Annotated in this window: 9 protein-coding genes and 1 pseudogene; 9 read left to right on the plus strand and 1 reads right to left on the minus strand. The window is 70.5% G+C overall.

Annotated elements, in window-relative coordinates; translation table 11 throughout:
• The first annotated feature begins 182 nt into the window (after positions 1-182).
• From ACFW6P_RS18010 to ACFW6P_RS18045, 8 genes and pseudogenes are all read left to right on the plus strand, one after another.
• Positions 183-1,202, plus strand: coding sequence for a LacI family DNA-binding transcriptional regulator (locus tag ACFW6P_RS18010; protein ID WP_386348158.1), 1,020 nt, complete (start codon positions 183-185; stop codon positions 1,200-1,202).
• A complete protein-coding gene (locus tag ACFW6P_RS18015) occupies positions 1,199-2,731 on the plus strand; it encodes a sugar ABC transporter ATP-binding protein (RefSeq protein WP_386424087.1) in 1,533 nt (510 codons plus the stop codon). The genes ACFW6P_RS18010 and ACFW6P_RS18015 overlap by 4 nt, the downstream gene beginning before the upstream one ends.
• Positions 2,721-4,673, plus strand: a complete 1,953-nt coding sequence (locus ACFW6P_RS18020; RefSeq protein ID WP_386424089.1) for a substrate-binding domain-containing protein — start codon at positions 2,721-2,723, stop codon at positions 4,671-4,673. Before ACFW6P_RS18015 ends, ACFW6P_RS18020 begins: the two co-directional genes overlap by 11 nt.
• 75 nt (positions 4,674-4,748) lie before the next feature.
• On the plus strand, positions 4,749-5,654 hold the full coding sequence (locus ACFW6P_RS18025) for a ribokinase (protein ID WP_386348166.1): 906 nt from the start codon (positions 4,749-4,751) through the stop codon (positions 5,652-5,654).
• A pseudogene (gene rbsD, locus ACFW6P_RS18030) lies at positions 5,651-6,036 on the plus strand (D-ribose pyranase); the annotation flags it as partial. The gene ACFW6P_RS18025 and the pseudogene rbsD, both read left to right, overlap by 4 nt.
• Before the next feature lie 217 nt (positions 6,037-6,253).
• The gene (gene ccrA, locus ACFW6P_RS18035) at positions 6,254-7,576 is read left to right on the plus strand and encodes a crotonyl-CoA carboxylase/reductase (protein ID WP_386348169.1); all 1,323 of its coding nucleotides are present in this window, start codon (positions 6,254-6,256) and stop codon (positions 7,574-7,576) included.
• Positions 7,577-7,840: 264 nt separating this feature from the next.
• The gene (locus tag ACFW6P_RS18040; protein ID WP_386348172.1) at positions 7,841-8,860 is read left to right on the plus strand and encodes an alpha/beta hydrolase; all 1,020 of its coding nucleotides are present in this window, start codon (positions 7,841-7,843) and stop codon (positions 8,858-8,860) included.
• A gap of 43 nt (positions 8,861-8,903) precedes the next feature.
• Entirely contained in the window at positions 8,904-10,154 is a 1,251-nt protein-coding gene (locus tag ACFW6P_RS18045) for a glycosyltransferase (RefSeq protein WP_386348175.1), read from the plus strand.
• Between the two features lie 41 nt (positions 10,155-10,195).
• On the opposite strand, the gene ACFW6P_RS18050 is transcribed toward ACFW6P_RS18045, so the two are convergent.
• Entirely contained in the window at positions 10,196-11,623 is a 1,428-nt protein-coding gene (locus ACFW6P_RS18050) for an MFS transporter (protein ID WP_386348178.1), read from the minus strand.
• Between the two features lie 286 nt (positions 11,624-11,909).
• Between ACFW6P_RS18050 and ACFW6P_RS18055 the strand changes: the two genes are divergently transcribed.
• A complete protein-coding gene (locus ACFW6P_RS18055) occupies positions 11,910-13,658 on the plus strand; it encodes a fatty acyl-AMP ligase (protein WP_386348730.1) in 1,749 nt (582 codons plus the stop codon).
• Positions 13,659-13,662 lie beyond the last annotated feature (4 nt).

A 13,662-nucleotide genomic window follows, 5' to 3' on the forward strand; every position in this document is an offset into this window, starting at 1 on the left:
GCCCCCACCCCGGGACGCCGGATGGCGCCCCGCCACGTCACGATCCGGTCAAGAGGCCTCCCGAGGGGCTTGCGATCCTGGCGTGTAATCGATTCCATCACCTCGTCGATGTAATCGATTCCACGCATGTCGAGTGCCTCCGCGGCACTCCCCCTACTGATCCACGAGGAGGTGGAGCGGCGGTGGCCGGCATCAAGGACGTCGCTGCCGAGGCCGGCGTCTCCGTCGCCACGGTCTCGCGCGTCCTGAACGACCACCCGTCGGTCAGCGCCGACGCGCGCGCCCGCGTGCTGGCCGCCGTCGAGGCCCTGGGCTACCGCCCGAACGCCGTCGCCCGCTCCCTGCGGACCGACCAGACACGCACCCTCGGCCTGGTCATCAGCGACGTGCTCAACCCGTACTTCACCGAACTGGCCCGCTCCGTGGAGGAGGAGGCCCGCGCGCTCGGCTACAGCGTCATCATCGGCAACGCCGACGAGCGGCCGGACCTCCAGGACCACCACGTGCGCACCCTGCTGGACCGCCGGATAGACGGCCTGCTCGTCTCCCCCACCGACGGCGGTTCGCCGCTGATGCTGGACGCGGCGCGCGCCGGGACGCCCATGGTGTTCGTGGACCGCTGGATCCCGGGCGTGGACGTGCCGGTCGTCCGGGCGGACGGGCAGGCGGCCGTACGGGACCTCGTGGCGCACCTGTACGGGCTCGGGCACCGGCGGCTGGCGATCATCGCGGGTCCGGCGGCGACCACGACCGGCCGGGAGCGCGTGGAGGCCTTCCGGGAGGCACTCGCCGTGTTCGGGCTCGACCTGCCCGACGCCTACACAGGGCAGGGCGACTTCCAGGCCGAGAGCGGGCGCCGGGTCACCGAGGGCTTCCTCGACCTGGCCGACCCGCCCGAGGTGGTCTTCGCGGCCGACAACCTGATGGCGCTCGGCGCGCTGGACGCCGTGCGCGCGCGGGGGCTGCGCGTGCCGGACGACATCGCGCTGGCCGCCTTCGACGACATCCGGTGGTTCGTGCACACCGACCCGCCGGTCACCGCGATCGCCCAGCCCACGGGCGAGCTGGGCCGGGCCGCCGTACGGGCCCTGGTCGACCGCATCGAAGGACGGCCCGGGCAGTCCGTGACCCTCCCCGCCCGGCTCGTCGTGCGCCGCTCCTGCGGCGCGAACCCCACCCCAGTGCAGAGGAGCACGTCGTGAGCAACGCGGACGAGTTGCTGCGCATCGAGGGCATACGCAAGACCTTCCCGGGCGTGGTGGCGCTGGACGGCGTCGACTTCGACCTGCGCCGGGGCGAGGTGCACGTGCTGCTCGGTGAGAACGGGGCCGGCAAGAGCACGCTGATCAAGATGCTCTCCGGTGCCTGCACGCCCGACGCCGGGCGGATCCTGGTCGGCGGCGAGGAGGTGCGCATCCAGGGTGCGCAGGACTCCGGGCGGCTCGGGATCGCCACCATCTACCAGGAGTTCAACCTCGTTCCCGATCTGACGGTGGCCGAGAACATCTTCCTGGGCCGGCAGCCGCGCCGCTTCGGGATGATCGACCGCAAGCGGATGGAGGCCGACGCCGAGGAGCTGCTGCGGCGGGTCGGCGTGCGGGTGTCGCCCCGGGCGCGGGTCCGCGAACTCGGCATCGCGCGGCTGCAGATGGTCGAGATCGCCAAGGCCCTCAGCCTGGACGCGCGCGTGCTGATCATGGACGAGCCGACCGCCGTGCTCACCTCCGAGGAGGTCGAGAAGCTGTTCGCCATCGTGCGGCGGCTGCGCGAGGACGGCGTCGGGATCGTCTTCATCACGCACCACCTGGAGGAGATCGCCGCCCTCGGCGACCGGGTGACCGTCATCCGCGACGGCAGGAGCGTCGGGCAGGTCCCCGCCGCCACGCCCGAGGACGAGCTGGTCCGGCTCATGGTGGGGCGCTCGATCGAGCAGCAGTACCCGCGCGAGCGGGCCGACCGCGGCCCGGCGCTGCTCACCGTCGAGGGGCTCACCCGCGACGGCGTCTTCCACGACGTGAGCTTCGAGGTGCACGCCGGCGAGGTCGTCGGCATCGCCGGGCTGGTCGGGGCCGGACGCACCGAGGTCGTCCGGGCGGTCTTCGGGGCCGACTCCTACGACCGGGGCAGCGTCAAGGTGTCCGGCACTCCCGTCGCCAGGTACGACGTCACCGCGGCGATGACCGCGGGCATCGGGCTCGTGCCGGAGGACCGCAAGGGCCAGGGCCTGGTGCTGGACGCCACGGTCGAGGAGAACCTCGGCCTGGTGACGCTGCGGTCGGCGACCCGCGCGGGACTCGTCGACCTCAAGGGGCAGCGCGAGGCCGCCGGGCGGATCGCGCGGCAGCTCGGCGTGCGGATGGCGGGCCTGGAGCAGCACGTGCGCACGCTGTCCGGCGGCAACCAGCAGAAGGTCGTCATCGGCAAGTGGCTGCTGGCCGACACCAAGGTGCTGATCCTCGACGAGCCGACGCGCGGCATCGACGTCGGCGCCAAGGTCGAGATCTACCAGCTCGTCAACGAACTCACCGCCGCCGGCGCGGCCGTCCTGATGATCTCCAGCGACCTCCCCGAGGTGCTCGGCATGAGCGACCGGGTGCTGGTGATGGCCCAGGGGCGGATCGCCGGTGAACTCGCCGCCGACGAGGCGACCCAGGACGCCGTGATGGCGCTCGCCGTCAGCACTCCCACGACCACCAGCACGACCGGAACGGAGGCCTCCCGTGGCCACTGACACGCTCAAGAGCACGACGGGCACGGGGGGCGGCGCCTCGGGAGGCCTGCGCCGCCTCCTGCTCGACAACGGCGCGCTCACCGCGCTGATCGTCCTCGTCGTCGCGATGTCGGCGCTGTCCGGCGACTTCCTGACGGCGGACAACCTGCTGAACGTCGGTGTGCAGGCGGCCGTGACCGCCGTCCTCGCCTTCGGTGTGACCTTCGTGATCGTCTCGGCGGGCATCGACCTGTCGGTCGGCTCGGTCGCCGCGCTGTCCGCCACGGTCCTCGCCTGGAGCGCCACCTCGGCGGGCGTCCCGGTCGTCCTCGCGGTGCTCCTCGCGATGGCGACGGGCATCGTCTGCGGCCTGGTCAACGGCGTCCTGATCTCCTACGGCAAGCTGCCGCCGTTCATCGCCACGCTGGCCATGCTGTCCGTGGCCCGCGGTCTGTCCCTGGTGATCTCCGAGGGCTCCCCGATCGCCTTCCCCGACTCCGTCTCCCACCTCGGTGACACGCTCGGCGGCTGGCTGCCCGTCCCGGTGCTGGTGATGGCCGTGATGGGCCTGATCGCGGCGTTCGTGCTGGGCCGGACGTACATCGGCCGCTCCATGTACGCGATCGGCGGCAACGAGGAGGCCGCGCGGCTGTCCGGGCTGCGCGTGAAGAAGCAGAAGCTCGCGATCTACGCCTTCTCTGGTGTCTTCGCCGCCGTCGCCGGCGTCGTGCTCGCCGCCCGCCTGTCCTCCGCGCAGCCGCAGGCCGCCGACGGCTACGAGCTGGACGCGATCGCCGCCGTCGTCATCGGCGGCGCGTCCCTCGCGGGCGGTACGGGCAAGGCGTCGGGCACCCTGATCGGCGCGCTGATCCTGGCCGTGCTGCGCAACGGGCTGAACCTGCTGAACGTCTCCGCGTTCTGGCAGCAGGTCGTCATCGGTGTCGTCATCGCCCTGGCGGTGCTGTTCGACACGCTGCGGCGCAAGGCGGGCGCGACCCCGGTGGCGGCCGGGACCGGCGGGCCCAAGGGCCGGCAGGCGGTCACCTACGGGCTCGCGGCCGTCGTCACGGTCGCGATCGTCGGCGCCACGTCCTTCCTGCACAACGGCTCCTCCCCGGCGGGCACCCCGAAGGTGGGCCTGTCGCTGTCCACCCTCAACAACCCCTTCTTCGTTCAGATCCGGGCGGGCGCCCAGGCCGAGGCGAAGAAGCGGAACGTGGACCTGACCGTCACGGACGCCCAGAACGACGCCTCCCAGCAGGCCAACCAGCTGCAGAACTTCACCAGCTCCAGGCTGGACGCGATCATCGTCAACCCGGTGGACTCCGACGCGGCGGGCAACTCCGTGAAGGCCGCGGGCAAGGCGGACATCCCGGTCGTGGCGGTGGACCGGACGGTCGACGACGCGGCCGTGGACACCCTGGTCGCCTCCGACAACGTCGCCGGCGGCGAGCTGGCCGCGAAGTCCCTCGCCGAGAAGCTGGGCGGCCAGGGCGAGATCGTGATCCTGCAGGGCCAGGCGGGCACGTCCGCGGCCCGCGAGCGGGCGCAGGGCTTCGCGAACGGCCTCAAGGCCTACCCGGGCATCAAGGTCGTCGCCCGGCAGCCCGCCGACTTCGACCGCACGAAGGGCCTGGACGTGATGTCGAACCTGCTCCAGGCCCACCCGGACGTCCGGGGCGTCATCGCCGCCAACGACGAGATGGCCCTCGGCGCGATCAAGGCGCTGGGCTCCAAGGCCGGCACGTCCGTCTCGGTCGTCGGCTTCGACGGCACGCCTGACGGGCTGAAGGCCGTCGCGGGCGGCACGCTGTACGCGTCGGTGGCGCAGCAGCCGTCCCAGCTCGGGAGGATCGCCGTCGACAACGCCCTGCGCGCCCTGGAGGGCAAGAAGGTCGAGGAGACGGTGAAGGTGCCGGTGACGGTGGTCACCGAGGAGAACGTGGCCGGCTTCAGCGGCTGAGATCGGGGAACGGCGGGCGGTCGTCCACAGTGCGTGGGGCCGCCCGCCCCTGTCACTCACGTGGGGAGACAGCACATGTACGACTACGACCTCCTGGTCGTGGGGTCGGCCAACGCCGACCTGGTGATCGGAGTGGAGCGCCGGCCCGGTGCCGGCGAGACCGTGCTCGGCTCCGACCTGGCCGTCCACCCCGGCGGCAAGGGCGCGAACCAGGCGGTCGCCGCCGCCCGGCTCGGCGCCCGTACGGCTCTGCTGGCCCGGGTCGGCGACGACGCGCACGGCCGGCTGCTGCTGGACTCGCAGCGGGAGGCCGGCGTCGACACGGTGGGTGTGCTGGTGGGCGGGGCGCCGACGGGCGTCGCGCTGATCACCGTCGACCCGTCCGGGGACAACAGCATCGTCGTCTCGCCCGGCGCGAACGGCCGGCTGACCCCCCAGGACGTCAGCGCCGCCGCGTGCCTCCTCCAGGGCTCCCGGGTGGTCTCGGCGCAGCTGGAGATCCCGCTGGAGACGGTGGTGGAGGTGGTGCGGACCCTGGCTCCGGGGAGCCGTTTCGTCCTGAACCCCTCGCCGCCGCGCCCCCTCCCGCCGGAGGTGCTGGCGGCCTGTGACCCGCTCATCGTCAACGAGCACGAGGCGAAGGTGATCCTGGGCGACACCGCCGGGGTGGGCGACGAGCCCGAGGACTGGGCGCGGCTGCTGCTGGCGAAGGGGCCGCGTTCGGTGGTGGTGACGCTGGGCGGCGAGGGCGCGCTGGTGGCCTCGGCGGACGGGGCCGCCCGCGTTCCGTCCGTCAAGGTGCACGCCGTGGACACCACCGGTGCCGGTGACGCGTTCACCGCGGCGCTGGCCTGGCGGCTGGGCGCGGGCGAGCCGCTCGCCGAGGCGGCGGCGTACGCGGCACGAGTGGGCGCGGCGACGGTGACGAAGGAAGGGGCGCAGCTGTCCTTCCCAACGGCGGCGGAGGTCTCCGAGCCGTGAAGAGGCGCGGAATCCTGAACCGGCGCCTCTCCGGTGCCCTGGCCGAACTCGGGCACGGCGACGGGGTGCTGGTGTGCGACGCCGGGATGCCGGTACCCGGCGGGCCGCGCGTGGTGGACCTGGCCTTCCGCGGGGGGCCGTCCTTGGCCGAGGTCCTGGAGGGGCTGCTGGCGGAACTGGTGGTGGAGGGCGCGACGGCCGCGGCCGAGGTACGGAGTGCCGATCCGGCGGCGGCCGAGTTGCTGGCGGGCCGCTTCCCCGGTCTCGCGTCCGTCCCGTACGAGCGGCTCAAGGGGCTGAGTGCCAACGCGCGGCTCGTCGTCCGCACCGGCGAGGCACGGGGCGGTACGCGAACGTGCTGCTGCGCTGCGGGGTGTTCTTCCAGCGAAGGCTGCGGGAAACCCGTACGCATTCCCGGCCGCGCAGGCGCCTGAGCACCCTCGATACCGGTCCTCTCTCGTTTACGGCGATCGGCGCAGCGACCGTGCACCTGCGGTTGCGTGAGCGGCACATCGGGGGCTTGCTGAGGGGGAGATCCGCACACGGATCGTCCGTGCGGCCGTCGGCCGGTGCGGCGGCGTGATCAAGGGAGTCCCTCGATGCAGTCACCTCTGTCCGAAGCGGTCGTTGCCGGTGCTGGTGCAGCGGACCTGGAAGCACTGCCCCTACCGGACTACTTCCCCGCCGCGACGGTTCGGGCAGAGGATGTGGACGTCTTCCGTGCCATGGAGGACAAGGACGTACGCAAGTCGCTGTCCGTCGACGACGTGCCCATGCCCGAACTGGCGCCCGACGAGGCGCTGATCGCGGTCATGGCGAGTTCCATCAACTACAACACCGTCTGGACGGCGATGTTCGAGCCGGTCCCGACGTTCGAGTTCCTCAAGCAGATGGGGCGGAACGGCGGTTGGGAGGCGCGTCACGACCTCCCCTACCACATCGTGGGTTCCGACGCGTCGGGCGTCATCGTGCGCACCGGATCGTCCGTGCGCAAGTGGAAGGTCGGCGACCACGTGGTCGTCTCGCCCGCCTACGTCGACGAGCAGGACCACGACACCCATCGGGACGGGATGCTCGGTGAGGGACAGAAGGCCTGGGGGTTCGAGACGAACTTCGGCGGACTGGCCCACTACGCGGTGGTCCGGGCCAGTCAGCTCATGCCCAAGCCGGCCATGCTGAGCTGGGAGGAAGCCGCCGTCAACCCCCTGTGCGCGAGCACGGCCTACCGCATGCTCGTCAGTGAGCGCGGTGCGCAGATGAAGCAAGGGGACATCGTCCTCGTGTGGGGAGCGACCGGCGGCCTGGGTGCCTACGCGGTCCAACTCGTCCTGAACGGGGGTGGCATCCCGGTGGGCGTGGTCAATTCGGCGGAGAAGGCCGACGTCCTCACGGCTCTGGGATGCAAGGCCGCCATCGACCGCACCGAGATCGAGGACGGGGATCCCACCCTTCTTCAGCGGCCCGAGGGCTGGAAGAAGATGGGGAAGGCCATTCGCGCCGCCGTGGGAGAAGACCCCCACATCGTGTTCGAACATGTCGGGAGGAAGACATTCGCCGCCTCCGTCTTTCTCGCCCGGCGCGGGGGCACCGTCATCACGTGCGGCTCCAGTACCGGCTACGAGCACCTCTACGACAACCGGTACCTGTGGATGCGGCTGAAGCGGATCATCGGCAGCCACGGGGCCAATTTCCACGAGCAGTGGGCGGTCAACCGGCTCATCGCGCTGGGCCACCTGGTCCCGGCGCTGTCCAGGACCTATGTGCTCGACGAAGTCGGCGCAGCGGCGCGAAGCGTCCAGGCCAACGAACACATCGGCAAGGTCGGGGTCCTGTGTCTCGCGCCCGGTGAGGGGCTGGGCGTCACCGATCCGGAGGGCCGCTCACGGATCGACGAACGGCGCCTCAGCGCGTTCCGCAGGTGAGGCCGCGAGCCACCGGCCCGCACGCCACCGACGCCGGCTCCTGCGCCCCTGAGTGAGGATTCCGAGAATCCACTCGACGGCGCGGGAGCCTCACGGGTCGGAGATGCGGAGAAACGGAGAAACGGAGAATAAATGCGAAAAGCGTGATTATCACCGCACGGCGTGTCCTGCGGGCCGCCGTCGATCCCGTTTCGGCATTGTGGGCAGCCGAGTTCGGCCTTGTGCCGTACACCCAAGAATCTCCTTTGAGGAGTAATCGCCCGCATGCCTTCCTCTTTCCAGTGGCTCACCTTCCCCGCGTCCGTCCGCATGCGGACGGGTCTGGCTCTTTTCTCCCTGCTCGCCCTGATCCTCACCGCCGGTATTCCCGCACAAGCCCGCGCAGGGGAGAGTGCGCCACGGCCGGCGGGTGAGGCCGCGCGCATCGTCACGGTCCGGGACATCGACACTCGTACGCAGGACGTCCAGGTCTACTCACCCGCCATGCGGACGACCATTCCGGTGCGGATCATCCTGCCGAAGAGCTGGAAGTCGAAGAGGAACGCGCGCTTTCCGGTGATGTACCTGCTGCACGGCGGGGACGACGACTACACGTCATGGACCCGAGAGACGGACGTCGAAGACCTGGCCAGGCGTTCCGAGGCACTGATCGTGATGCCCGACGGCGGGAGGAACGGGTACTACAGCGATTGGTTTACCGGGAAACCACGCTGGGAGACGTTCCACATCCGGGAACTCGTTCCACTGGTCGAGCGGGCGTATCGCGGGAGTTCGTCCCGGGCGATCATCGGACTGTCCATGGGTGGTTTCGGAGCCCTGATCTACGCGGGCCGCCATCCTGGAATGTTCCGCTACGCGGGCGCGATGAGTTCCTACGTGGATCTCACTGAACCTTCCGTTCTTCTCGCCCTCCATCTCGGGTCGCAGAGGGAAGGCATCGACATCAGGGACGTCTGGGGCGACCCCGTGGTGAACCGGGACGTCTGGAAGGCGCACAACCCCGCCTCGATGGTCAGGTCGTTCCGCCGGACACACGTGCATCTCTCTTCGGGCGACGGGTCGCACGGACCGGCGGACAGGGGCCGTACGCCGGATGTCCTGCTCGCGAGCACGGTGGCCGAGTGGGCGCTCCCGAAACAGATCTCGAAGTTCGCCGCCGCCCTCAGGTCGGAGGGCGTCAGGACCACCACGCACCTGTACCGTCCCGGCACCCACTCCTGGCCCTACTGGCAGCAGGAACTGCATGCCGTCTGGCCCGACGTGACCCGGATCCTCGAACGCTGACTCCGAAGCACTCGCGATCCCTGGCACAGGAAGGCCGAGGAGTATGGGACAGAGAACGGTCATGATGTTCGCCGCGGGGTCGCGCGGGGACGTGCAGCCGTGTCTGGCCCTGGCGCAGTCCCTGATCCGGCACGGACACGCTGTCCGCGTCCTCGCCAGCGCGCGTTACGAACAGCTGGTCACGAGCACCGGAGCCGGCTTCCATCCCGTGGCGGCGGACCCCTCGGACATCGTCGGGTCCGCCACGGGACAGGATCTGCTGGGAAGCCGCCAGGGTCCCCTCGCCTTCGTGCGCACCATGGACAAGGTGCTGCGGCCTCATGTCGAGAACCTCCTCGACGAGGCCTTCACGTGTGCCTCCGGCGCCGACCTGGTCCTGGCTCCGGCCCTCGGCCTGTTCGGGGTCCATCTGAACCAGCGCCTGGGCGTCCCCCACGCCGTCGTCCACTTCCAGCCGGGCCAGCCCACGCGGGCCTTCCCCCACCCCTTCGTACCGGCCGCACGAAGGCTGGGGGGACTCGGCAACCGCATCAGCTACGACATCGTCGACACGGGGACCTGGCTTCTGTCTCGCCGTCACATCAATCGCTGGCGTCTGCGGCGCCACGGGCTGCCCCCACTGCCCGTGCTGTCCCCCCTACGCGCAACGCGCCGTTCCACGGTGCTGTGCGCGTTCAGTCCCACGGTCGTCGCCCGCCCCTCCGACTGGGGCCCCCACGTCCATGTCACCGGGTTCTGGGACCTCGCGCAGCCGGACTGGCAACCGCCCCGGCGGCTGAGCGACTTCCTCCTCGCCGGTCCGCCCCCCGTGTACGTCGGGTTCGGCAGTATGCGGTCCGGTGACCCACAGCGAACCGACCGCTCCGTACGCACGGCCTTGAGACGCGCGGGACTGCGAGGAGTACTCCTCGGCGATCCGTCGACGAGTGAGGACGACATGCTGGTCCTGGCGGACACCTCGCATGACTGGCTGTTCCCCCGGATGGCGGCAGTCGTCCACCACGGAGGCGCGGGAACCACGTGCGCGGCACTGCGCGCGGGTGTGCCCAGTGTGGTGTGTCCCTTCTTCGGCGACCAGCCGTACTGGGCCGCGCGGGTGCACGAACTGGGCGCGGGGCCGCCCCCGCTCCCCGCCCGGGCACTGACCGCCGACGCGCTGACGGAACGCCTGAAGACGGTCACCAAGGACGCCGCGTACCTCGAGTCGGCCCGGCGGGTCGCCGGTGCGCTGCGGGCGGAGGACGGAGCGGACCGCGCTCATGACGTCCTGCGGCACACGTTCGCCCTTGACTGAGGGCGTACCGGCCGAGGCCGGACGGCGGACCGGCGCGGACGTCAGGGCCTGAGGGGTGCGCGCGCAGCCGCCGGGCGAGCACCCCGCAGTGACCACCGGGCCACCGGCACCCCTGCCCCGACCAGCACGGCCGCCAGGCACAGCCCGGCCTGATAGCCCGCCGAGAGTGACTGGCCGGCCGGGGCTCCACCGGCCAGGCGGGCATCCTGCACGAAGGTGACCACGGCCCCCACGACCACGATGCCGAACACACCGGACACCTCGCGCGTCGCGCTGAACAGGCCCGCGGCGAAGCCGGACAGGTGCTCCGGCGAGGCCCGCATGGCGCCTGTGGTCAGCGGCAGGGCCAGTGCGGACCCCGCCCCGACACTCACCAGCCCCGGCAGGAGATCGGCCACGTGGCCGCTCATGCTGCCCAGCGCGACGAGGAGCAGCCCGACCGCGACGAACAACAGACCCGAGGCGGCAACCCGGGCGTCTCCGAACCGCCTGGCGAGGGCGCCGACGAAGGGGGCTGTCGCGAACAGGGCACAGACGACCGGAGTGAACGTCAGGCCTGCTTCGGTCGGGCTGAGTCGCAACCCGTTCTGCAGGAACTGCGACGTGTAGAAGTACACCCCCGTCACGCCCAGTCCCCACAGGAGCTGGGTGAGCAGACCGCCGGTGAAAGCACGTCTGCCCAGCAACAGGGCCAGCGCGGGAGGGCGGCCCGGCTTCCCGGTGCGGTACAGGGCCAGGAGGCCGCCCCCGGCGGTGACGGTGCAGAACAGGACCGACGGCTCGGCGAATCCTTGGCCGGGGCCCTGGATCAGGACGTAGGCGAAAGCGGCCACGGACACGCAGGCCAGTGCGTTCAGGGGCAGCGGCAGGGCGGCCGGCGTCTTCCGGTGTGCGCCTTCGGCGCCGTGAGAGGTGCGAGGCAGCACCGTGGCGACCAGGATGGAGGCGAACAGCCCGAGGGGAAGGTTCAGGGCGAAGAGCCACGGCCAGCCCAGGCGCTGCGTCACCACACCGGAGACCACCGGCCCGAAGGCCAGGGCGGACGCCATCGACGCCGTCATCGCACCGAACGCGGCGGTCCTCACCCGGTGCGGAAGGTCGTGCGAGGTGATGGCCAGGGACGCCGGAAGGACGAAAGCGGCGCCGACACCCTGGAGGGCACGGGAGCAGAGCAGCGACGCACCGGTGGTCGACAGGGCGCACAGTACGGAGGCCACGGTGAAGGTCGCCACTCCGGTCAGCAGGGCGCGGCGTCTGCCCATGGTGTCCGTGAACTGCCCGGCGGCGAGCAGGAAGCTCGCCAGGGCGAGAGGGTAGGCGGCCGCCACCCATTTCAGGCCGGCCTCGGACAGTGCCAGTTCGTGACTGATCCGGGGCAACGCCACGTAGACGACGCTGTTGTCGACGGCGACGAGAAAGGTGGACAGACCCACCGTGGCCACGATGATCAGGACGCGCAGTCGGTTCACGGTCTCCTCTCACAGTGCTGTGCGACAACACCTGGACACGGACTGCGGACTCGCTTCACAGCCGGGAGAACGGTGTCACTCCAATGTCGGCGCACCAGTGGCTTACGGCAACTTCAGCGTGCTTTGATGCGGTATCGGTGCCCTGGCGGCACGCGAATGCGTTTTCCAGTGCCCGGTCGAACACCCGGGATGCGTACGGGTTGCACTGTTCTCGCCTACTCAACGAAAGTGCGGTGACCACGTGCCAGCACTGACGCCGAACACACTCAGCCATCATCTCGCCCACGTGGCGGCTGCCGCACCCGACGAAAAAGCCTTCACGTTCGTGGACTACAGGGCAGATCTTGCTGGAGTGACCACTTCCCTGACCTGGCAGAAGATCGAGCAGCGGGTTCGTGCCGCAGGCTCCGGAATTCGGCAACTCTGCGCGGCAGGCGACAGAGTGGCGGTGGTCGCTCCGCAGGGTCTGGAATACGTCGTCGGTTTCCTGGCATCCGCATGTGCGGGCACCATTGCTGTCCCGATGTTCACTCCCTCTCTGCCCGGACACGCGGAGAAACTCGCGGCGGTGCTCAAGGACGCGAGCCCCGCTCTTCTGCTGACCGTCGAAGGACATCGCAAGGAACTCGCGGATTTCTGCACGCGCTACGGCGTCCCTTCCACCTGCCGCATCGTCACGGAGACGGAACTGCGGGACGCCGCCCAGGACTCCCCGGTCGATTTCGACGTCAAGCCGACCGATCTGGCGTATCTGCAGTACACCTCGGGTTCCACTCGTACGCCGTCCGGGGTGGAGATCGCGCATGCCCATGTGTGTGCCAACGCCCGCCAGGCCATGGAGGCGTACGACCTTCAGCGAGGACGCAACTGCACCGTGGGGTGGCTGCCGCTGTACCACGACATGGGGCTGGTGCTCGCCGTCGCCATCCCCGTCCTGGGCCACCTGCCCTCCGTCCTCATGGACCCTCTGGCGTTCATCCAGCAGCCGGTGCGGTGGCTGCGCCTGCTGACCCGGCATCACGGCGCGCTGACGGCGGCCCCGAACTTCGCCTACGACTACTGCGTCCAAAGGCTCGACGAAGGTGACCTCGCCGAGCTCTCTCTCGAATCCGTCGCCGCCATGGTCAATGGCAGCGAGCCCGTGGGAGCCCGCACCCTGGAGCACTTCCACGCCATGCTGTCCCGCACCGGACTGAGCCGCATCGCCATGCGTCCCTCGTACGGGCTGGCCGAGGCCACCGTCTTCGTCTCCGCCTCACCTCTCGGCGAGGAACCGACGGTCACGTCCTTCGCCCGTGACGCCCTGGGCCGGGGAGTCGCGAGTGCGGTCGACACCGCCGACGAAGAGCCGTCCCTGGACATCGTGGCGTGCGGTCGTCCCACCGGTCAGGAACTCGCCATCGTCGATCCCGCGTCCTGCCGGCGCCAGAAGGACGGTCACATCGGTGAGATCTGGCTGCGCGGCCCGAACATCGGCCGCGGCTACTGGAACCTTCAGGAGGACACCGACGCGACGTTCCGGGCGGTGCTGCGAGGCGAGGAAGGAGGCGATGGGTGGCTGCGCACAGGGGACCTGGGTGTATGGCACCACAAGCAGGTGTACATCACCGGGCGCCTGAAGGACCTCGTGATCATCGATGGCACCAACCACTACCCGCATGACATCGAGGAGACGGTCGAGAACGCGCACCCGGCCGTTCGGCCCCACCACGTCGCCGCCTTCGCCGTCTCCACCGGGGCGGGGGAACACCTGGTCGTGGTGGCTGAGCACGTCAGGGAGTGTGCCGTCGACGGGGCCACCGCCGACGAGGTGACGCAGGCGGTGCGCAGCGCGGTCGCCGCCCGGCACGGCGTCGCCGTCCGTGATGTCGTACTGGTGCCGCCCGGCTCCGTCCCGCAGACCACGAGCGGCAAGGTGGCCCGTGGCGCATGCCGTGATCAGTACGCGGCGGGCCGGTGGACGGCCGCGGAGATCGGGTCAGACCGTCGGGCGTCCCTCGGGCGCCGGCAAGGAGAGGCACATGGATGCGGGTAGGAAA

It is taken from the genome of Streptomyces sp. NPDC058741 (assembly GCF_042746715.1).
In the GTDB taxonomy this organism is placed as follows: Bacteria; Actinomycetota; Actinomycetes; order Streptomycetales; family Streptomycetaceae; genus Streptomyces.

Bases quoted from the DNA above. Each gene is read 5' to 3' on its own strand.
- ACFW6P_RS18025 (WP_386348166.1), top strand. From the start codon at position 4,749: ATGTACGACTACGACCTCCTGGTCGTGGGGTCGGCCAACGCCGACCTG.
- ccrA (WP_386348169.1), top strand. From the start codon at position 6,254: ATGCAGTCACCTCTGTCCGAAGCGGTCGTTGCCGGTGCTGGTGCAGCG.
- ACFW6P_RS18040 (WP_386348172.1), top strand. From the start codon at position 7,841: ATGCCTTCCTCTTTCCAGTGGCTCACCTTCCCCGCGTCCGTCCGCATG.
- ACFW6P_RS18045 (WP_386348175.1), top strand. From the start codon at position 8,904: ATGGGACAGAGAACGGTCATGATGTTCGCCGCGGGGTCGCGCGGGGAC.